The organism is Winogradskyella endarachnes, assembly GCF_009741275.1.
GTDB lineage: Bacteria > Bacteroidota > Bacteroidia > Flavobacteriales > Flavobacteriaceae > Winogradskyella > Winogradskyella endarachnes.
In genome coordinates this window covers 30,787-53,690 of record NZ_WOWS01000001.1, presented here as the reverse complement: position 1 = coordinate 53,690, position 22,904 = coordinate 30,787, and the positions used below count along the sequence as shown (strand labels likewise).

Annotated in this window: 20 protein-coding genes; 5 read left to right on the top strand and 15 right to left on the bottom strand. The window is 30.8% G+C overall.

Annotation, left to right across the window (positions count from 1 at the left end; translation table 11 throughout):
- The first annotated feature begins 45 nt into the window (after positions 1-45).
- The 5 genes from GN138_RS00255 to miaA are packed head-to-tail and all read left to right on the top strand — an operon-like array spanning position 46 to position 5,887.
- Entirely contained in the window at positions 46-708 is a 663-nt protein-coding gene (locus GN138_RS00255) for a YggS family pyridoxal phosphate-dependent enzyme (protein ID WP_157361316.1), read from the top strand.
- 58 nt (positions 709-766) lie between these two features.
- Positions 767-2,137, top strand: a complete 1,371-nt coding sequence (locus GN138_RS00250; protein ID WP_317162702.1) for an exonuclease domain-containing protein — start codon at positions 767-769, stop codon at positions 2,135-2,137.
- The gene (locus GN138_RS00245; RefSeq protein WP_157361315.1) at positions 2,137-4,083 is read left to right on the top strand and encodes a DUF3857 domain-containing protein; all 1,947 of its coding nucleotides are present in this window, start codon (positions 2,137-2,139) and stop codon (positions 4,081-4,083) included. The genes GN138_RS00250 and GN138_RS00245 overlap by 1 nt, the downstream gene beginning before the upstream one ends.
- 24 nt (positions 4,084-4,107) lie before the next feature.
- Entirely contained in the window at positions 4,108-4,983 is an 876-nt protein-coding gene (locus GN138_RS00240) for an ion transporter (protein WP_157361314.1), read from the top strand.
- Positions 4,976-5,887, top strand: coding sequence for a tRNA (adenosine(37)-N6)-dimethylallyltransferase MiaA (miaA, locus tag GN138_RS00235; protein WP_231743007.1), 912 nt, complete (start codon positions 4,976-4,978; stop codon positions 5,885-5,887). Before GN138_RS00240 ends, miaA begins: the two co-directional genes overlap by 8 nt.
- Here miaA and GN138_RS00230 read toward each other — a convergent pair whose 3' ends face one another.
- The 15 genes from GN138_RS00230 to GN138_RS00160 all read right to left on the bottom strand — a co-directional run bounded on the left by GN138_RS00230 (position 5,888) and on the right by GN138_RS00160 (position 22,845).
- The gene (locus GN138_RS00230; protein WP_157361312.1) at positions 5,888-6,295 is read right to left on the bottom strand and encodes a VanZ family protein; all 408 of its coding nucleotides are present in this window, start codon (positions 6,293-6,295) and stop codon (positions 5,888-5,890) included. It lies immediately after the preceding gene.
- A gap of 77 nt (positions 6,296-6,372) precedes the next feature.
- Entirely contained in the window at positions 6,373-7,080 is a 708-nt protein-coding gene (locus tag GN138_RS00225) for a response regulator transcription factor (protein WP_157361311.1), read from the bottom strand.
- A gap of 10 nt (positions 7,081-7,090) precedes the next feature.
- The gene (locus GN138_RS00220) at positions 7,091-8,623 is read right to left on the bottom strand and encodes a sensor histidine kinase (RefSeq protein ID WP_157361310.1); all 1,533 of its coding nucleotides are present in this window, start codon (positions 8,621-8,623) and stop codon (positions 7,091-7,093) included.
- 108 nt (positions 8,624-8,731) lie between these two features.
- A complete protein-coding gene (coaE, locus tag GN138_RS00215) occupies positions 8,732-9,322 on the bottom strand; it encodes a dephospho-CoA kinase (RefSeq protein ID WP_157362616.1) in 591 nt (196 codons plus the stop codon).
- 1 nt (position 9,323) lies between these two features.
- Positions 9,324-10,286, bottom strand: coding sequence for a YbbR-like domain-containing protein (locus tag GN138_RS00210; protein ID WP_157361309.1), 963 nt, complete (start codon positions 10,284-10,286; stop codon positions 9,324-9,326).
- A 7-nt stretch (positions 10,287-10,293) separates the two neighbouring features.
- Positions 10,294-11,295: a glycosyltransferase gene (locus GN138_RS00205; protein ID WP_157361308.1), complete on the bottom strand. Its 1,002-nt coding sequence runs from the start codon at positions 11,293-11,295 to the stop codon at positions 10,294-10,296.
- A 170-nt stretch (positions 11,296-11,465) separates the two neighbouring features.
- On the bottom strand, positions 11,466-15,200 hold the full coding sequence (locus GN138_RS00200; RefSeq protein WP_157361307.1) for a fibronectin type III domain-containing protein: 3,735 nt from the start codon (positions 15,198-15,200) through the stop codon (positions 11,466-11,468).
- 267 nt (positions 15,201-15,467) lie between these two features.
- Positions 15,468-16,286 carry an enoyl-ACP reductase FabI gene (locus GN138_RS00195; RefSeq protein ID WP_157361306.1) on the bottom strand — a complete coding sequence of 273 codons (819 nt, stop codon included), beginning with the start codon at positions 16,284-16,286 and terminating at the stop codon, positions 15,468-15,470.
- 42 nt (positions 16,287-16,328) lie between these two features.
- Positions 16,329-17,981: a DNA repair protein RecN gene (recN, locus tag GN138_RS00190; RefSeq protein ID WP_157361305.1), complete on the bottom strand. Its 1,653-nt coding sequence runs from the start codon at positions 17,979-17,981 to the stop codon at positions 16,329-16,331.
- A 116-nt stretch (positions 17,982-18,097) separates the two neighbouring features.
- Positions 18,098-18,985, bottom strand: coding sequence for a type IX secretion system protein PorD (porD, locus tag GN138_RS00185; protein ID WP_157361304.1), 888 nt, complete (start codon positions 18,983-18,985; stop codon positions 18,098-18,100).
- A complete protein-coding gene (coaBC, locus tag GN138_RS00180; protein ID WP_157361303.1) occupies positions 18,978-20,189 on the bottom strand; it encodes a bifunctional phosphopantothenoylcysteine decarboxylase/phosphopantothenate--cysteine ligase CoaBC in 1,212 nt (403 codons plus the stop codon). The genes porD and coaBC overlap by 8 nt, the downstream gene beginning before the upstream one ends.
- 3 nt (positions 20,190-20,192) lie before the next feature.
- Positions 20,193-20,519 (bottom strand): DNA-directed RNA polymerase subunit omega, encoded by a 327-nt coding sequence (locus tag GN138_RS00175; RefSeq protein ID WP_197429314.1) that lies wholly within the window; start codon positions 20,517-20,519, stop codon positions 20,193-20,195.
- A gap of 14 nt (positions 20,520-20,533) precedes the next feature.
- Complete coding sequence (locus GN138_RS00170) at positions 20,534-21,334, bottom strand: outer membrane protein assembly factor BamD (protein ID WP_231743006.1); 801 nt, start codon at positions 21,332-21,334, stop codon at positions 20,534-20,536.
- A 108-nt stretch (positions 21,335-21,442) separates the two neighbouring features.
- Positions 21,443-22,327 (bottom strand): 4-hydroxy-tetrahydrodipicolinate synthase, encoded by an 885-nt coding sequence (gene dapA / locus GN138_RS00165; RefSeq protein WP_157361300.1) that lies wholly within the window; start codon positions 22,325-22,327, stop codon positions 21,443-21,445.
- Positions 22,327-22,845: a DUF6913 domain-containing protein gene (locus tag GN138_RS00160; protein ID WP_157361299.1), complete on the bottom strand. Its 519-nt coding sequence runs from the start codon at positions 22,843-22,845 to the stop codon at positions 22,327-22,329. Before GN138_RS00160 ends, dapA begins: the two co-directional genes overlap by 1 nt.
- Positions 22,846-22,904: the final 59 nt, after the last annotated feature.

The following is a 22,904-nucleotide window of genomic DNA, read 5'->3' as shown; positions in this document are numbered from 1 at the left end:
ATTTCTAAATCTTTAAACAGCGTTAAAATAAAAGCAAGCAGATTAATGAGCATAGAACAAAACCTTCAGCAAATAAAATCAACCATTCCAGAACATGTAACCTTGGTTGCTGTTTCTAAAACAAAACCTGTTTCAGACCTAATGGAAGCCTACAATGCTGGTCAGCGTATTTTTGGAGAAAACAAAATTCAAGAAATGGCAGACAAACATGCAGAAATGCCCAAAGATATTGAGTGGCATATGATTGGTCATGTGCAGCGAAATAAAGTTAAATATATGGCTGAGTTTGTAAATTTAATACATGGTGTAGACAGTTTTAAACTATTAAAAGAAATAAACAAACAAGCCAAAAAATACGATAGAACCATAGATTGTTTACTTCAAATTAAAATTGCTGAAGAAGATAGCAAATTTGGGATGTCTGTAAATGATGCTTCTCAGTTACTTCAATCTGAGGAATTTTCAGAATTAAAAAACATAAAAGTTGTTGGCCTAATGGGAATGGCCACTTTTACCGATAATATGAAACAGGTTGAACAAGAATTTAAATTTCTAAACAACACGTTTTCAGACCTTAAAAACTTCAATCCAGATTTAAAAATTAAAAGCATGGGAATGAGTGGAGATTATCAGTTAGCAATTAACTGCGGAAGTACTATGATTCGCGTAGGAAGTAGTATATTTGGTGTAAGAAATTACAATATTTAGTTGCTATTATAGTTTCAGTACATACAACTAACTTAAAAACTCCAAATACCCTAACACTATATACGCAATTGTAGACATAGAAACCACTGGTGGAAAGTTCAATGAAGAAGGTATCACAGAAATTGCGATTTATCGTTATAATGGTCATGAAATAACAGACCAATTTATTTCTTTAATTAATCCGCAACGCGAAATTCAACCTTTTGTGGTTAATCTTACTGGCATAAATTCTAATATGCTTAGAAATGCGCCTAAATTTTACGAAGTTGCCAAACGTATTGTAGAAATTACAGAAGATTGTATTATAGTCGCTCATAATTCTGCTTTTGACTATAGAATTCTTAAAACCGAATTTAAACGTTTAGGCTTTACATACAAACGGAAAACCATTTGTACGGTTGAATTATCTAAACAATTGATTCCTGATATGGAATCTTACAGTTTGGGTAAATTAACAAAGGCTCTTGGTATACCAATGAGTGATAGACATAGAGCAAGTGGTGATGCTTTAGCTACTGTAAAGCTATTTAAAATGTTGTTGAACAAAGATTTGGACAAAACTATAATTAAAGATGCTGTTAAAATAGAACAGAAATCTAAAATGGCTCCAAATCTTAACAATATAGTAGATGAAATGCCATCAGACACAGGTGTTTATTACATACATAATGCAGATGGTGAAATTATATATATTGGTAAGAGCAAGAATATAAGAAAACGGATTATTCAGCATTTTACTGGAACTAATTCTAAATCTAAGAAAATTCAGAAGTTAGTGAGTACAGTAACTTATGAAAAAACGGGAAGCGAATTGGCTGCATTACTTAAAGAAAGCGCAGAAATAAAAAAGAATAAGCCTATTTTTAATAGAGCTTTGCGTAGAAGTATTTTTACACATGCACTGTATGCTTTTACAGATAGTAAAGGTTATATTAATTTACAAATAGATAAATCGGACCGCGACGATGCACCAATTACCACGTTTACAACCAGAGCTAGTGGTAAACATTTTTTGTTTAAAGCGGTTGAAGATTATAATTTATGCCAAAAACTTACAGGTTTATATAATACCAAAACTAGTTGCTTTAAATATGAAGTTAAAGAATGTGAAGGTGCATGCATTAACAAAGAGTCTGCCGAAGACTATAACAAACGTATAGAGCAGCTAAAGGATAAATATAGTTACGATAATAAAAACATGCTTATTATAGATAAAGGAAGAGAAATAAGCGAAAAGGTAGTATTCTTAATTGAAAATGGGATTTTTAAAGGTATGGGATACTTTAACCTAAACCTTCAAATAAATAATAGCAAAATTTTAAAATCTGTTATTACACCAATGCAAAATGATAGAGATTCTCAACATATTATTCAAAGTTATCTTAGAAGAAATAAACGTTTAAAAGTAATCGATTTATATAAAAACTAATGAAACACCATATACTAATTATAGCTTTAATTAGTTCATTTTTTAGTTTTTCACAAAGCTACGTAGCAGATATGTTAATTAGAAAAAGTGAACTCCAAGCAACAACGTATTCTAAAGATTCTACAGCCAATGCTTTGGTAATTTACGACTATGGAAATAGCTTTGTAAACAAAAAAACATTTTGGTTAAATTCTCAGTTTAAGCAAAAAATAAAAATATTGAAACCCGAAGGTATTGACAGAGGTGAATTTGAAATTATCCTTTACAAAGGAAAATCTACTGAAGAAAAAATTGAAGACATAAAGGGCACAACATACAATTTAGAAAATGGTAAAATTGTAAAAACCCATTTAACAGAAAAAGCCGTTTTTAGAGAAGAAAATGAAAAATTTACACGTGTTAAGTTTGTTTTACCAAATGTAAAAGTAGGCAGTATTATCACTGTTAGTTATGAAAAGCAATCACGTTTTATGGCAAAATACCAACCATGGTATTTTCAGGGGCAAGATCCTGTTTTATACAGTGAATATAATACTAGTATTCCTGGTAATTATATCTATCATATCAAATTGGTAGGAAGTATTCCGTTTACAGATCACAAAACGAGTTTAGAGAAACATTGTTTAGAAACAGGTCGTGGCGCAAGTGCAGATTGTGGTGTTTCTAAATATGTAATGGAAAATATACCTGCATATAAACCCGAAGATTATACAACCACTTCTCTTAATTACACCTCTAGAATAGAATATGAATTAAGTGTTTTTAATGGCTTTGATGGTAGAATTGATAAAATAACCAAAACTTGGAAAGATGCTGATAAAGAATTAAAAGTTGACCCAGATTTCGGTAAACAATTAAGTAAAAATAGCCTTGTAAAAGATGTATTACCAATGTCTATAACTTCTATTACAGATCAACTAAAAAAAGCAAAAGCTATTTATCAATTTGTTTTAGACAACTACATTTGGAATAGGAAAACTGAACGCTATGATGTTTCTGTAAAAAATTTAATAAAAGAAAAAGTAGGCAGTGTATTTGAAATTAATATGTTATTAGAAAACTTACTTACTAGCCAAGGAATTGAGACCTTTCCGGTTTTAATGTCTACAAGAGGAAATGGCTTTGCCACCAAAATTTATCCTGTTCTTACAGACTTTAATTACCTCATTTTAAAAACAACAATAGATCAGAAAAATTACTTTATAGATGCAACAAATAAGTATCATACCTTTGGAGAACTACCCTTTAGAGCACTTAATCAATATGGACGACTAATAGACTTTGAAATTGGTAGTTATTGGGAAGATATTGAGGTTAAACCGTACTCTAGCCAAACCCATAGAGTAGAAATAAATTCGTCTTTAGACAATGAGTTTACAGGGAGAGTGCAAAGCAGATATACTGGCTATCATTCTCATCAGCCAAAACAAGACTATGATGAAAACCCTACAAGTTATTTAAACGATAAAATAAATGATTTAACCGAAATTACTATTGAAGATCATGAAGTCATAGATTTTAAAACCAGTAAATCTAATTTTTCAGAAACCTACAATATAACTATAGAGCCAGAGTTTATTGGAGATAAGATTTACTTAAATCCATTTATAATTAAGTTCTTTGAAGAAAATCCTTTTAAATTACAAGAACGATCATATCCTATTGATTTTGGATATAAAGATATCTATAGTTACAATATGCAAATTAAAATAGATGAGGGATTTAAAATACTAGAAATCCCAGAAAAAATCAACTACTCTTTACCAAATAGCGCAGGTAGTGTTATTTTTAATTTAGAACAAAAAGATAATACGATAATTGTTTATTTTAAAGTTAAGTTTAATTTACCTATCTATGCACCAGATTATTATCCTTATTTAAAACTGTTTATGGATAAAGTAGTAGAGCTTCAAAACAACTCCGTTATTGTATTAGAAAAACAATAATTTTACTTTTCGTATTTTTATACCTTGGAATCAAATCAAAAACATAACTGGAAAACTAAACTCCATGAAATAATCTATGAAGCAGATACACCTTCAGGAAAATTATTTGATGTCTTACTTTTATTTTTCATTTTAATAAGTATTGTTTTAGTAATGCTCGAAAGCGTTTCTAGCATTGATAATAAATATCATGATTTTCTTTATTTCTGTGAATGGATTGTTACCATCTTATTTTCAATAGAATTTATATTACGAATCATTACTGTAAAAAAACCATTTAAATATCTATTTAGTTTTTTTGGTGTTATTGATTTTCTTTCTACCATACCAATGTATCTCACTTTCTTTTTTGGTGGTGCCCAAGCGTTAGTTACTTTGCGAGCATTGAGATTGCTTAGAGTTTTTAGAATTTTAAAGTTAGCGCGCTATTTAGGTGCGTCTAACCAGTTAAAAGATTCTATTATTGCGAGTCGTGTAAAAATTTTAGTCTTCTTATTTGCTGTTATGGTTTCATCTGTTGTGTTTGGTACCATTATGTATTTAGTAGAAGGCGAAGCTAATGGCTTTACAAATATTCCTAAAAGTGTTTATTGGTGTATTGTAACACTTACCACGGTAGGCTTTGGCGATATCGCACCGCAAACACCTTTAGGACAATTTATTACTACTATTATTATGATTTTAGGTTATGGTATTATTGCAGTTCCAACAGGCATTGTATCTGCAGAATACGCAAAAAGCAGTTCTAAATCTAATGAAAGTAATAACAATAATGAGTCTTATTCAACAGAACAAAAATTACATCTTAATTCTCAGTGTTGTATTAATTGTTTAAACACTACGCATCAAGATGGTGCCGAGTATTGTCATAATTGTGGACATAAAATGCATCATGATTAATAAAAAAATTCTCATTTCTATTGTTGGTCCTACAGCAATTGGTAAAACGGCATTGAGTATAAAACTTGCTCAACATTTTAATACCGAAATAATTTCAGCAGATTCTCGTCAGTTTTATAAAGAAATGTCTATTGGTACAGCTGTACCGTTTAAAGAAGAATTAAATGCTGCACCACATCATTTTATTCAAAATAAATCTATTGAAGATTATTATAACGTCGGTGATTTTGAACGAGATGCCATTTCAGAACTTAAACAACTACATAAAAAAAATCCTATAGCCATAATGGTTGGTGGCTCTGGTTTATATGTTAAAGCCGTTACTAAAGGTTTAGATTATTTCCCAGCAGTTGATGACGAAATAAGAACACAACTAAATGAAGAATTAGAAAATAACGGATTAACCAAGTTACAAAACAAGCTTAAAGACTTAGATTCAGAAACTTACAATACAATTGCAATAGACAATCCGCAACGCGTTATAAGAGCATTAGAAATTTGTATTGGCACTGGTAAACCATACTCTTCTTTTCTTACTAATCCTGAAAAAAATAGAGAGTTTAAAACAATTAGTATTGGTCTTAATGCTGAACGTTCTATAATCTATGACAGAATTAATCAGCGGGTAGATTTAATGATGGATAACGGGTTGTTAGATGAAGTAAAGTCTCTTATACCTTATAAGCATCTTAACGCGCTTAATACAGTTGGTTACAAAGAACTATTTAAATATTTTGAAGGTGATTGGACCTTAAATTTTGCCATTTCAGAAATTAAGAAAAACACCAGACGTTTTGCAAAAAGACAACTAACCTGGTTTAGAAAAGATGAAACAATTGAATGGTTCGATTTTAAAACAGATTTTAAAGATATAGTTACATATATCAATTCTCAGATAAATTAATTAAAGTAAATCTTCTGCTTTATTCTGAGTGAAACAACCTTTATTATTAAAATAAATTCCTATTAACGTAAACACTGCAATTCCTAAACTGTCTGCTATTAAATCTACAAAATCTAATGTTCTATTAGGAAAATATGCCTGACTTAATTCTTCTAAAATCAAACAAATTAAAACTAAACATGTGCCTAATGGTATAGATTTAAAATATTTAAATGGTTTAAATTTTAGTGCAATATTAACCACAAGACTAAAAAAACCAAATAGAAAAAAGTGCCCCATTTTATCTCCAAAAGGCAGGTAATTTACAAACTGAAATACTATAATATTGTGTCCTGTATTTGCAGAATACACAATGTACACTATAAATAAGAGAAATATTAATGCCACCCATTTAAACCAATTTTTCATCTATTAAAATGTCTAAATAACAAAATCCAGCTCATATTAAGAACTGGATTTTTTAATATTTATAAACTAAAAAACTACTATTGGTTATTAACGACTAATCTAAAGCCTTCACCATGTATGTTTAATATTTCTACGTTAGTATCTGGTTTTAAATACTTACGCAATTTAGCTATATATACATCCATACTACGTGATGTAAAGTAATTATCGTCTCTCCAAATTTTAGTTAATGCTAATTCTCTTGGCATTAAATCATTTTCGTGTAACGCTAATAAACGTAATAATTCATTCTCTTTTGGTGATAATTTTGTAGGCTCACCTCCATCAAATTTTAAGAATCTAAGTTTAGAGTTTAAATCGAAACGGCCAATTTTAAATTCAAATTGTTTACTATCAGCAACTGTATCTGTTGCTTTACGTTGCATAATCGCTTTAATCTTCATTAATAAAACCTCACTATCAAAAGGTTTATTTAAATAATCGTCTGCGCCTACTTTGTATCCTTTTAACACATCTTCTTTCATTGCTTTTGCAGTTAAGAAAATAATTGGCACTTCCGTGTTTTTTTCACGAATCTCTTTAGCTAATGTAAATCCGTCCTTATATGGCATCATAACATCTAGAATACAAAGATCGTAATCATCTTTTTTGAATTTCTCAAAGCCTTCCATACCGTTTTTAGCATGTACTACATCGTAGTCATTCATCATTAAATAATCCTTTAAAACGGTTCCGAAATTTGGATCGTCTTCAACTAATAGTATTTTTTTATTTTGCTCTTCCATAAGTCGCTTTTTATGATATTAATGGCATCTTTATAATAAAAGTACTGCCTTTCCCCTTTTCACTTTCTACTGATATATGACCATGATGGTCATCTACTATTCTTTTTACATAGGCTAAACCTAGACCATGACCTTTTACATTATGCACATTTCCTGTATGCTCTCTATAAAATTTTTCAAAAACTCGTTTTGCAACTGCTTTAGACATTCCGTTACCTTGATCAGCAATTTTTACAATTATATTATTACCTGCATTTTCACTATAAACATCTATTTTAGGTTCATCATCCGAGTATTTGATAGCATTATCTAAAATATTAACCAACACATTTGTAAAGTGTGTTTCGTTAGCTAAAACCGATGAATGCTCTGCATTTAAATGTGTTTTAACATAACCTTGTCTATCTTCTACTATAAGTTCTACATGTGTAATAGCGTCTTCTATTAAGTCGTGTAACTCATGTCTTTCCTTACTAATATTTAATTCGTTTTTTTCTAATTTAGAAATACGTAATACATTTTCTACTTGCGCATGCATACGTTTATTCTCATCTTTTATCATACCTAAATAACGTAATACCTTTTCTTGATCTGCAATTATTTTAGGATTTTTAATAGAGTCTAATGCCAAATTGATTGTTGCAATTGGTGTTTTAAACTCATGCGTCATATTATTTATAAAATCTGTTTTAATCTGTGATATTTGACGTTGTTTAATTAATTGATAGATAGCACTAGCATATGCAACTATAATAATACTTGTAAATACAATAGAAAGTATAATCATTCCTAAAATGGATCTATACAAGTACTTTTTACGCTCTGGAAATTCTACCCACAGGTTAAAGTCACTTTCATTATTGTTATCCAAAAAAATGGGCACACCTCTCGCTTCATTCATCATTTCAAAATTTGGAGACATTACCTTAGTTGCCAAATCTTGATCGTATATAGCAAACTCAAAATTTAAATCTATTCCTTCTTTTCTAAGCTCTCTTCTCAAAAGTGTTTCTACCTGTTGTACTGTAATTCTTTTATAAACAGGTTTATCTTTTAAGATTGTTTTAATTGATTCTTCATAAACTTGTTTATCTAAATCTCCTAGAGTAGAATATTCTTTTAGACTTGTTTCTGGGTCTGTTCTTTTGATACCATCAATAGTTGTTTTATTGTAGTATTCTGTAACTCGCTCACTATATAGTTTGCTTATATTAAAACTATCTGCATCAATTTCAATGAACATTGAGGGCACTTTGTAAAGCTCTTCAAAAACCGTATTACGATGTATTATAGTCTTATCATTAATATCGTCTTCTGTAGCTATAAATAACTCTTTTATTATTGAAGAACTGGCCTTATTATCATCTTTTAAATAAGGTTTAAGTTTGTTAACGTAATCTCTAAACTCATTTTCTTCAATAGTATTTGATACAAAGCTTAAAGAACGTTTTACACTACGCGAAAAGTTCTTCTTTTCATTTTCTAAACTATTGTTTATAAAATAAGATTGTACAAAAATAATCCCTAAGAGAGATAAACTCATAAGAACTACCAATAAGACGAATAGCTTTTTACCCATCAGCCAAATTTAACATTTTAACATATAGCACTAATTAGGTTTAACCAAACGTTAACATTAGATAAGTAATAATTAACTTTTTATTTTTTGAAGAATTTTTTTATGTACTTTAACTGCCTGTTTTTTAGCGTCATCTAAATCATTATTGATAATTACAAAATCTGACATTTTAACTTTTTCGGCATCCAATAATTGGTTTTTTATTACAGATTTAACCTTTTCTGCAGTTGTTTGGTCACGATTTATTACGCGTTGAATTCTTAAATCTTCATCTGCAACCACTGTGATGATAAAATCATATTGATTTTGAAGCTGATTTTCAAAGATAATAGCCGCTTCTTTTATAACGTAGTCGGCATTTTGTTTTTTTAACCACCTTTTAAAATGAGAGGCTACTTTTGGATGAACTATAGCGTTCATTTTAGATAACAATTCTCTATTATTAAATATTTTTGAAGATAAATAAGGCTTATTCAATCGATTATTTTTATAAGCCTCTTCTCCAAATAAATCAATTAACTTTCGTTTTATAATTTTAGAACGATTCATTAATGCCTTGGCTTCAACATCTGCTATGTAAACCGGTATTCCTAAGGTTTTAAAATATTCTAAAATAGTGGTTTTTCCGCTACCAATGCCTCCTGTGAGTCCAACTACTACCATATTACAATCTAATATAATCAATTCGTTTTTGCCTAATATTTACACGTTTTACAAAAGATGGTTTCTTTACCACTTTTGGTTGTAGATACGTTAGGTTTTTATTTAAATCTTTATAATTACATTCTACTCTAAAATCTTCGGGTTTTACGGCATTGTAATTTTCTAAATCTACATAAAAAGAAACACTAACGGTTTTAGGAAAGTAATTAATATTTACACTCTTAGGCTGATTAGTTATTACAACTGGTATATCTAAAGTACCTTCGGTAAACCTTGTTACTTCACCAGCAACTTTTACTGATTTAGGAAATACTTCAATATCATCAAATTCTGAGATATCTATATCAATTGTCTTATCAATAGATTGGTTAACGTCTGTTAGTTTTAACTCTTTTGTAGATAAAGATGAAATATTATCTACTACTGCAGATGACCCAACGATTTTTACGCTATCTATATTAAATTTAAACGCATCTTTTAAATCATAGCCAACGGCATAAGTAATGTTTTCAACCAATTCTAATGGTACTATTTTAGATGCTCTTTTTGAAAATGAAATTAAAAGTGTGTCTGGTCTAACAGACAACAGTTCATAGGCAGTACCTAATTGGTCCTCTAACAAATACTTTTGTTTTTGAGCATCAAATATAAACTGATTGTCTTTTATGGTTACATCATCCTTAGAGTTTAGTATTAACTCTTTACTATTCTTAAAAAGAAAAGGTACCAAAGCAAAGCCTTTAGCTTTAACATAAGCCTCTATATAATTGGATGAATCATTTTTAATTATAATTTCGTCTTCAACATTTATTAAACTCACTTTCAATTTAATGGTTTCCTTATAATCATTAGAAAGTTTAGAAAAAATAAGCAACACAAATGCTGCAATAAAGAATAAACCAAAACGCTTGTAGTTTTTCTTTTTTACATAGTCAAAAATGTTTGTATTCTTATTTGATTTCATTTGTTAACTAAAAAAACAATTTCGGAAATGCCTCCTTAGGGTTTTCTCTTAAAATTATAATACGAAATGTAGCGACTAAGAACCCAACTCCATATCCAAAAAATTGTATGATTATGGCTAATAATGCTTGTACTGCAATTACAATATTTTTATTTGAAACTAAAGCTAATACAAATGCTAACAAAAAGTACAAACTGTATAAATAGATAGGCAAATAAAAATTCACCAACATTAATAGTAAAGAAACTAATAGACCTAAACTAAATACTGAAGGAAACCAATAAATAATACTCTTAGATTTAGGATGCCATTGATTGAGTATTGGTCTTACCATACCAAATTTATTAACCTGTTTATAAAATTTAGACCAAGACACACGCCTTTTATGATATACGTACGCATCTGCTATTAAAGTTGTTTTAAATCCTAAATTATGCAATCTTAAAGACAAATCTGGATCTTCACCAGGATGAATTTTTCCAAAACCACCAGAAGCTAAAAATGCTTCTTTAGACAAACCCATATTAAAACTTCTTGGTTGAAAATTGTCTATTTGTTGCTTACCTCCTCGTATTCCTCCTGTTGTTATGAAAGAAGTCATAGCAAAATTTATAGCTTTCTGTAAATTTGAAAAGGTATGATGTGCAGCATCTGGACCTCCAAAACAATCAAAATAACTCTTCTGTAAAAAACTCTTTACTTCTTTTAAATAATTTGGAGGCATAATAACATCAGAATCTAAAATAATAAAGTAGTTTCCTTTTGCTTTCTGCATTCCATAATTTCTAGAATCTCCAGGGCCAGAATTTGGCTTAAAATAATAAGAAATATTTAAATTATTTTTAAAATTTTCTACAACATGCTCTGAAGTTTCGGTAGAACCATCTTCAATAATCACAATTTCGAAGAGGTCAGTACCTTCAAAATTTAAAAAACTATTGAGTAGCTCTTCAATTTCTTCAGGTCTGTTGTAAACGGGTATTATAAAAGAAAAATTTATTGCCTTCATAAGTTACAAAGGTAAATAAACCAAAGACAAAAGTTACTTCTTTATTACATCATAAATAAAAATTATAATAGGGCAATATTATGAGTGCAGAACACCGAAATTATACTTAAATTTATAAATGAAAAAAGCCGCTAAATAGCGGCTTTTTAAATAAATATTGGGTTAAGCTATTACTGCTTAATCACTTTAATAGTTTGTATACTATTTGCAATAGTAACTTTTACAAAATATGCTCCACTTTGCAACTGAGACATATCTAATTCGCTATCAATAGCATTAGGTGTAGCTCTTAATACTTCTTGTCCTAGCATATTATACATTGCAACATGCTCTATAGTATTTTGAGCATTTAATGTTAACGTATTTTTAACTGGATTAGGGAAGTATGAGAATGCTGTTTCGTTATCAAAACCTGTAGTACTAAGATCCTGTGAACAAGATACATCAAAATCTAAATTAGTATAACCTTCTGTTCCACAATCTACACTACCATCTGGCGTAATTTGAATAAATAACGATGAACCAGTTGAATTAAAGGTTAAACCAGTTAAATCACCTGAGTTTCCATAACCATTATATAATTCTGTAGCGGTTGCATCTGCACCATCATAAACAATGAATTCATCCCAAGAATTTTCAACTTGACCTGCATTTACTGTAATATTTAATGAACTTACTCCGTCAGCACTCGTAAATAACCATTCTTCGGTGACACCACTTGTATAACAAACACCACTAACATTTGAAGGAGTACCACATGTAACTATTGTAGGGCATAAATTAGGATTTACTAAACCTGTTTCTAATACGTCGCAAACAGAATCATCTGGGTGTACAAGTAATAAATCTACTGCAACATCATTTGTAAATGGACCCACTGTAGTTACGCCTGTAGTTGTAATTGTACCCACGCTTACGCCATCACTTTGTACATCATAAGATGCTCCACTTCCTAAATCTGTTACATCAATATCAACTGAAAAACCTGCTGTACAATCTTCAACAACAGTGAATGTTGCTACTGGAGCATCACAAGTTAAACAATTCACATCAAAATCTAAATTAGTATAACCACTAGTTCCACAATCTACACTACCATCTGGTGTTATTTGAATAAATAACGATGTACCTGTTGAATTAAAGGTTAATCCTGTTAAATCACCTGAGTTTCCATAACCATTATATAATTCTGTAGCTGTTGCATCTGCACCATCATAAACTATAAATTCATCCCAGCCACTTTCAACTTGACCTGCATTAACCGTAATGTTTAATAAACTTACACCATCAGTACTTGTAAATAACCATTCTTCATTTACACCACTTGAGTAACATACTCCATTTATGTTTGATGGTGTTCCACACGTTACATAAATAGGACATATATTAGGATTTACTAAACCAGATTCTGATAAACTACATAGAGTGTCATCTGGATGTACTATTAATAAATCAATCTCAACATCATTTGTAAATGGACCAACCGTAGTTACACCTGTAGCTGTAATTGTTCCAACACTTACACCATCACTTTGTACATCATATGACATACCAGACCCTAAATCCGTAACATCTATATCAACTGAAAATCCTACAGTACAATCTTCAACCACAGTAAATGTTGCAACAGGAGCACTGCACGACGGTAACTCATCAAATGTTACATCATCAATTGCAATATCGTCATCAAAATCTCCTGGAGTAGGCTCAGTTACCGTAAACCTAGCTCTTACATCACCTGTGATTGTAAGACCACTTAAATCAATAATTTGTAATTCCCAACCTGAGGTATTGGTATTATAAATACCTACATTGTTCCATGCCGCACCATCCCAAACTTCTACATCTAATTGAGAATTAGCAGAATCTTCGGCATCACTAATCAAATAAAAAGTTAAAGAAGGAACCATAAGACCTGACACATCAACAAAAGGACTAGTTAAAACTGCATCAGCCTGCGTACCACTTGCATCTACGTATGTATAATAACCTTGTGAAGTAGTTGTACCCGTAATTGTACCATTATTTCCAACATGTCCACCACCATTATCATCATATATCCATGGTTCTGCTCCAGTATCTTCCCAACAATCAGGTATAGAACCACCATTTTCAAAATCTTGAGTATATGGAGCAACAAAAGTACTACAAGTTGTAGTGAATGTGATAGGACCAACCCAACTACTAGCATCACCTCCTCCACAATCTGCTTGAATATAAAATTCGTATTCTGTTAACGACGATAAGTCGCTAATTGTTACAGTGTTAGAAGTTAAACCGGTTCCATTATAGACTAGACTACCTCCAGCTACTTCATATACTTCTACATTCCAAGCGGATGCTCCTGCATTATCAACCCATGATAATACTGCAGAAGTATCAGTAATAGAAGCTGCAGTTAAATCAGATGGAGCAAAACAACTTGGAGCCTCATCAAATGTAACATCATCAATTGCAATATCGTCATCATAATCTGCTGGAGTAGGCTCAGTTACCGTAAACCTAGCTTGTACATATCCTGTAATTGTTAATCCACTTAAATCAATAATTTTAAGTTCCCAACCTGAGGTATTAGTATTATATGTACCTACATTATTCCATGCTGCTCCATCCCATACTTCTACATCTAACTGAGAATTATCAGAATCTTCTGCATCACTAATCAAATAAAAACTTAAAGAAGGAGCACTAAGCGTTGTTATATCTACGAATGGACTATTTAAAATAGCATCAGCATCTGTTCCACTGGCGTTAACAAATGCATAATAACCTCCAGACGCTGTAGAACCGGTAATTGTACCTCCATCTCCAACATGGTCACCACCATCGTTGTCATAATCCCAATCTTCTGCTCCAGTATCTTCCCAGCACGTCGGAAGACTAGCAGTTTCAAAATCTTGCGTATATGGAGCCATAAAAGCGTTACAATCTGTTGTGAAAGTTACTGGTCCTACAGCAACATTGCTACTAGATCCACCACATAAACCAGTTACATAAACATCATAAGCAGTTGTTCCTGTTAATCCCAGAGCCATATCACTACCTGCTGATGCTGAAGGGTTAGAATAAACAGGTGTATCTCCATTAGCAGCACTTTCACCAGCTAAATATACTTCAACTAAGGCAGAATCATTTCCTGTACCAATAGTCCAAGTTATATCTGCTTCTGTAATTGTTATATTTGAAACCATTATAGCTGAAACTTCAGCACAGGATGCTGTTGTTGCAAAACTGATAGGTCCAACTATATTACTATTAGATGTTGCTCCACTACAAGCAGCAGTTATGTATACATCGTAATCTGTAGATTCTGTAAGACCAGATAAAGATAGTGACGTACCTACTACGTTAGAATTTGAAAATACAGGAGTATTTCCTCCTGCAGCACTTTCTCCTAATAGATATACTTCTACATTAAAATCCACAGTAGCAAAACCATTATCATCCCATGATAAATCTGCTGAAGAATCGGTTAAGTTAGATACAGTAACATTAGAAGGTTCAGGGCATGAATTCATCGCTACCGTTGTGTTTTGAACTGTTGTAGTGTGACAAGATGAATCTGTTGTACAAGCCGCATCAATTGTTACATGAAGTCTAACTTCAGTACTCGTTATAGCCGTGACTGTTAAAGGCGACATTCCGTGTGCAATGACACTATCAGCTGCATCAGTTATAGTAACGTAATTATCTACACCTGACAAAGTATTTGTAAAAACATAATCATCACCTACATTAACATTGGTAATTGTATTGTATTCTCCTGCATAAGTACATGTAGAAATACCTGTAACAGAACCATCATTTGGATCAGATTCTGATCCATATGAAGTACCTACAATACATTGCGACCATGAAATGGTAGATACCACCATAGTCAATAATAGCAAAGTAATTTTTCTCATAAAAAATGGATTAAAAGTTAGTAATTTTCTAAAAATATGTTAATTCTTTAGAAGAAGATAAGGTTTAACTTTTGAATCGTTGAAATGTAAAATAACTCGTCAAGAAACATAAATTTTAAAATTTAATAATCCAGACTTAACTTTTTATATTACTTTACTTAACTTGTTATACTATAATGTTACAAAATCGGTAATTTATTGTAACAAAAAAAAGCCGTTTTGTATAATTCAAAAACGGCTTTTTTTAAAATAAAATATAAAAGTTTCCTACTGCTTATCTATAAAAGCTTCCATTACGGCATCGCTCACTCCCATATTGCTAAAACCACCATCGTTATATAGGTTTTGAAGTGTTACACGTTTTGTTAAATCACTGAATAATGTAATTGTATAATTAGCACAATCTATTGCAGATGCGTTACCTAATGGCGACATTTTTTCAGCGTAAGCTATAAAACCATCAAACCCTTTTACACCACTACCAGCTGTAGTTGCTGTAGGCGATTGAGAAATTGTATTAACCCTAACTTTTTTATCTCTTCCAAAGAAATAACCAAAGCTACGGGCTACACTTTCTAAATAGGCTTTGTTATCTGCCATATCATTATAATCTGGGAACACACGTTGTGCCGCCATATAGCTTAATGCTACAATACTGCCCCATTCATTCATTGCATCTGACTTGTATAAAGTTTGCATTACTTTATGAAAAGATATCGCTGAAACATCTGTTCCTTTTTGGGTCCATGCGTAGTTTTGATCCGTATAATGTTTACCTTTTCTAACATTAATAGACATACCTATAGAGTGTAAAACAAAATCAATTTTTCCACCTAAAATCTCCATAGATTTTTCAACAAGATTTTTTAAATCATCTTCTGATGTTGCATCTGCAGGTATCACCTCAGAACCTGTAATTTTTGCTAATTGATCTATTTGGCCCATTCTTATAGAAACTGGCGCATTTGTTAAAACAAATGCACCTCCTTCTTCATGTGCACGAATAGCAGTTTTCCATGCTATAGAATTTTCATCTAATGCTCCAAATATGATTCCTCGTTTTCCTTTTAGTAAATTGTATGACATGTTGTTTTATTTATGTTGGTTCGTTTTTCTTAAACTAATTACTTAATTCAATAATTGTTTTGCATGTGCCAATGCAGAATCTGTAACATTTAGGCCTCCTAACATTTGTGCAATTTCTAAAATGCGCTCTTCTTCTTCAAGCTTTTTAAGTTGTGTATGTGTAGTATTATCTATATCTGTTTTAAAAACTTTATAATGCGCATCTCCTTTAGCCGCAATTTGAGGTAAATGTGTAATAGTGAAGACTTGCATTTTACAACTCATTTTCTTCATAATTTCTCCCATTTTGTTTGAAATTTCACCTGAAACACCTGTATCAATTTCATCAAACATTATGGATGGCAACTGAATGTACTCTGCCAATATAGATTTAATCGCCAACATTATACGAGATAATTCACCACCTGATGCTGATTTTTTTAGCTCATTGAAACTAGAGCCTTTGTTTGCCATAAACAAAAATTGTAAATTATCTTTTCCTTTTTTGGTAAATTTCGCTAACGTTTCAAGCTCTACTTTAAATTTAGCATTTGGCATTCCTAGCTCAGATAAAATAGCCTCTAATTTTGAAACAAATACAGGAATAACTTTCTTTCGTTTTTTGTGAATCTTTATTGCAATTTCATTTAACTTTTCATTTTGCTTTAATATGGCTTCTTCTTTAAGCTGTATAGATGCATCTAAACTTTCGGTATTATTAATTTTAGACTGCAAGTCATTTTTAATTTCTTTTAAGTCTTCTATTTCCTTAACCGAATGTTTTTGAAATAAATTATTTATAATTTGAAGTGTATTGCTCACACGTTCTAATGCTTCTGGATCTGATGATAAATTTTCTTCTAAATCATCTAATTCTGTTAAGATATCATCAATTTCAATTCCTATACTAGTAATTCGTTCTCTTAACGTTTCATAGGTTTTACCAAAACTAGTAATTTTAGATAGTTCTTGTTTAACCGTATTAATTTGATCGGAAACTCCTAACGATTCTGAACTTAAAATTGATTTTGCACTACTCAACTTCTCTCCTATCACTTCTACATTGTTAAGCTCTTCATATTGTGCTTCTAATTCTTCAAGATTAATTTTTTCTAAATTGATTTCATTGAGTTCATTAGATAAAAAGAGATTATAGTCGTATTCCTTAATTAATTCCGCTTTAGATACTTTTAATTCATCTAAATCCTTTTGAAGTTTTTTATACTCTAACAGTCGTTTTGAAAACTCTTGTAAATATTCTTTATTATCAGCTAATGCATCAATAACATTAAATTGGTAATCGTCTTGTGTTAGCTGTTGTGTTTGATGTTGTGAATGAATGTCTATTAAATAACTACTTAAAGAAGCTAAACTTTCTAAGTTTACGGGTGTATCATTTATAAAGGCTCTAGATTTACCAGAGGGTAAAATTTCTCGTCTAATTATGGTGTGCACTTCATAATCTAAATCTAACGTTTGAAACAAGGCTTGTAGCTCATAATTTGATATATCAAAAACGGCTTCTATTATACATTTTTGATCAGCTGTTTTTACCTGACTTAAATCTGCTCGTTTTCCTAAAACAAGAGATAAACCTCCTAATAATATAGATTTCCCTGCACCTGTTTCTCCTGTTATAATAGAGAGTCCGTTATTAAATGAAACATTTAATTCGTCTATAAGTGCGTAATTTTTTATGTAAAGTGATGTTAACAACGACTTAGTTTTAGATACGACAAAATTAAGGATTAAGTATTTATAATTATGAAGTACAAGAAAAATAAAAAAGGAATTTTAATTTTCTTAAAACAATGGGTTTCCTAATTAAAGTATTAACGTTTAATATTTCTCCACTTCTGAGAATACATTGGCGCAATTCTATTTAAAGTGTCTATAGCGTCAGCAGTATTTAAGGTTGGTCCACCAGAAAGTATATCAGTCATTTCATCTGCTTTAGCATCAAAAAACACGCGCATTAAATACGAGTTAGGTCTAACAGAATGTACTTTTTTTAACTCGTCTAAAACCAAAATAATTTGGTTTTTACCTTCCTTTTGGTTTTCGTTCATAATATCTAATCCTTCTATATGATATTTATACATTGCAGAACGCATACCACTGTACGAAGGCGACATTAAATTATCTATTAAAGCAAAACGAGATTGTAATCCATCTTCTAATTTCCAACCTTGCCCACTAAGTTGCTGAGAATAACCTGCAATTGTTTGGGCTTGTTTAAAATAATCATCTCCTCCCTTTAACTCAAATGAATCTGCATCCATACCTAAAATCATATACACATGAAATGATAAAACGGAGACTAAATTAGATTCGAACTGATTTTCGTTAAATACTAAATTCTGAAATTCTAAATATTGAAAATTAAAATCCTTGTCATTATAGTTATAAATAGGAGAACTATAAGTAGAATTAAATACAGGACGTGATGAAGACACCTGAAGTGTAGCCGAAAACGTATCATTATTGTTTTCTGTAACATTAATAAGCATACTACAATTAATACGCTCATTAGGTTTAAATACTTTATTGGTCCACTTTGTATTATTTATAAACTCTGTTAATTGTTTTTCTAAAGTTTTAAAAACCAAATCATTCTCATTACCTGTTAACTGAGCGATAACGCTTACCGAACAATTTAATTCTTGAGCAAACGAAATAGTTGATGCTAATAAAGTAAATAAAAGAAATATTTTACGCATGAGTTTGTTTTAATATATGTTGCATTAAATCTTTAGCCACATCTGCCTTAGATTTTAATTCATTTTCAATAATAAGGTTAGCAGATGTTATAAATGTAACTTTATTTGTTGATACTCCAAAACCAGCACCTTTATCTCGTAACGAATTTAAAACAATTAGGTCTAAATTTTTAGATTTTAATTTTCCTTGAGCATGCTCTAACTCGTTATTAGTTTCTAACGCAAAACCAACTAAATATTGTTTTTCTTTAATCTCTCCAAGAGATTTTAATATATCCTTTGTCTTTTCTAACTCTATAGTAAACGTAGAATCTTTCTTTTTTATTTTCTCACTAGCAACATTCTTTGGCTTATAATCAGCTACCGCAGCAGAAAGTATAGCAATATCACTAATTGCAAAATGTTTATGCACTTCATTATACATATCTTCTGCACTAACAACGTGTTTAACAGTTATGAAACTACTTGTAACCGTTTGATGTGTTGGACCTGTAACCAAAATCACCTCAGCACCTAAGTTTGAAGCTGCCTTGGCTATTTCAAATCCCATTTTACCACTAGAATGGTTACCTATAAAACGTACTGGGTCTATAGCTTCATAAGTTGGGCCAGCTGTAATCAATACGCGTTTCCCTCTTAATGGCAATTGATCTAATATATCTTTTTCTATAAAAGACACAATATCTTCTGGCTCTGCCATACGCCCTTCTCCTACTAAACCACTAGCAAGTTCTCCTGTTCCTGCAGGTATTAGTTTGTTTCCAAAAGATGTTAATTTATTAAATGAGACTTGAGTTGTTTCGTGTTTATACATATCCAAGTCCATTGCAGGCGCAAAATATACAGAACATTTTGCAGAGAGATATACAGCTAATAAAAGGTTATCGCAAACACCATTCGCCATTTTTGCCATAGTATTGGCGGTTGCAGGTGCAACAACCATAAGGTCAGCCCATAATCCTAAATCTACATGATTGTTCCATACCTCATTGTCATCATCTTCATCTACAAATGAAGAATAAACTGGGTTTTTAGATAAAGTAGAAAGTGTGAGGGGTGTTACAAAATCCTTAGAAGCAGGTGTCATAACGACCTTCACGTTGGCACCTGCTTTTATGAATAATCTTACTAAACTAGCAGATTTATAGGCGGCAATACCTGCGGTAATGCCTAAAAGAATATTTTTGTCTTTTAAAATAGACATTTATTACGACTGAGAATCGTCAGTATTTCTATGATAGATTTTATCATCTAACCACTCTTTTACCGCTAAAGCGTGTGGCTTAGGTAATTTTTCGTAAAACTTAGAAACTTCAATTTGTTCTTTGTTTTCAAAAATCTCTTCTAAACTATCGTTATATGTTGCAAACTCTTCTAGTTTGTCTATTAACTCACGTCTAATATCTGTATTAATTTGTTCTGCACGTTTAGCTATAACAGAAATTGCTTCATATATATTATCTGTTGGAGCATCTAATTCATTTCTGTTGTAAGTTACAGTACTTACTGGTGCATCTGTTTTTTTTAAATCCATCATTATATAATGTTTTAACTTTTAGTCGTTAATATCTTTAATTCTTCTTGTAATTTTTCATACATTAAAGTAGCACTCTCTAAATTTTCATAATTAGGATATGTTTTCTTCAATGTGTTATAATATTCTATAGCTTCATTAATTCGTTCTTCTTTTAAATAATCTACACTTAAAATGGCTAAATTATAGGCAGCATCTAATCTGTAGTAGTAGGCCTCACTTCTTAAAGACGTACCAGGAAACTCTAATAAAAAGTTATTGAATGATTTAATTGAAGCTTTAAAATCCCTGATTAAATCATATTGTTTTGCAATTTCAAAAGCCTTTTTTTCTAATTTAAAATCTAATTCTTTTACTAAAGTGTTAGCTTCTTCTAAATATTGTGAATTAGGATATGCATTTACAAACAATTGTAATTTCTCAATGGCTTCTACAGTTTCCTTTTGCTCTTTAGAATATACTGGTGAGTTATGATAATACCCTTTAGCAGACAAAAAAGAAGCTTGTTCCGTTTTTTCACTTTGAGGATAAATATCTGTAAACTTTGATAAATGATAACTAGCAATGTAGTAATCACCTAGGTTATAAGAACACATGGCATGCATAAATGTAAGCTTTTCTGCTTGCGGTTTTCCTCTATATTTCTGAAGAATTTGATCCAACAATCTATATGATTTTGCCCATTTTCCAGCGTCGTATAGTTCTTCTGCCATTTCATACTTCGCAGCAGTATCTTCAGACTTTAATGTTTTCTGAAAATCACTACAAGAAATAAATAAGACACTTAATAAGAGTATGTATAAACCTTTCTTCATAAATTTTAAACAGGATGCAAAAGTAAACATTATTAACGGAATTTAAAAACAATTATTATTAGCTAAATTAAACGTTGTTTATAGGCTAAAATGTTATTTATATAAAGTTTAACTTTTACCTAATGCTTTTAATTCATTTTTAATGCTTGTTTTTAAACCTTCTGTTGCTTCTACTAATGGCAAACGCACATGAGATTTTGAAATATTTAAACCTTCTAAAACTGCTTTTATTCCAGACGGGTTATTTTCAGAAAAAATCATCGCTGTAATTGGCATTAATTTAAAATGAATATCATAAGCTTCTTTGGCTTTACGGGCTATACCAAGACGTATCATTTCTGAAAATTCTTTTGGTAAGGCCTGCCCTATTACAGATATTACACCAGAGCCACCTGCTAGTGCAACGCCTAAGGCTAAATCGTCATCACCAGATAATACTAAAAAGTCTTTTGGTTTTGTCCTTAATAACTCTAAATATTGATGTACATTATTACCTGCTTCTTTTACAGCTACAATGTTATCAAAATCTTTAGCAAGTCTTAGGGTTGTTTCTGGAGCCATGTTAGACGATGTTCTACCAGGAACATTATACAATATTATTGGTTTTGGAGATACCTCAGCTATAGCTTTAAAATGCTGATATATGCCTTCTTGCGTTGGTTTACTATAATAAGGTGAAACTGACAGTATACCATCAATGCTAGTAAAATCGGTGTTCTTTATTTCATTTATAACGCTAGCAGTATTATTTCCTCCAATACCTAATACTAAAGGTAATCTTCCATTATTCACTTTAGATATAAAAGCAATCAGTTCCGTTTTTTCATCTGCAGTAACGGTAACACTCTCGCCAGTAGTACCACTAATTACCAAATAATCAGTTCCATTTTCTATATTATATTCAACAAGACGCTCTAAAGCATCAAAATCGATACTTAAATCTGCGTTAAATGGTGTTATTAATGCTACACCAGTCCCTATAAACTTGGTCATTATAATTTTTTTAGTATGTTTAAATATTTCTTCAGTTCTTGTTTAAAAATATTGATATCCTTTAATTCTACATCAATTATTAAATCGTAAATTCTTTCATCTACATTAGATATTCCTACTTTAAAAAGGGCTTTAGATGCTGCAGCAATTTGATCTATTTGTAAAACCGAATTTTTATAAAAACAAATCATCATATCAAATGGTTCATTTATAAAATCTTCTAAATCCGGATTTTTAATCTTACCCTTCCAACCAAAATCTTTAGGACTATAATGGGCATTCCATTGGTTATGCTCTAATTTATCATCCATTGTAAATGCTACTATTTTGTGCTTTGGAGAAGTTAAACCTAATGACTTAAAATAAACTCTAAACACCTCAAACTCATGAAACTCACTTGCATTTAAAAGCACAGCTACTGTCTTAATTTTTTCATTATTCACAGTAGGTTTACGTTCTGCCAACAATTTGTTGACATATTTTCGATTTGATTTTTCTTTAAATGCTTTTAAAATCATTTATCTTTAGCCTTTGTGCAAATTTAATAAAAGCACTCACATTTTATTATAAACTTTAC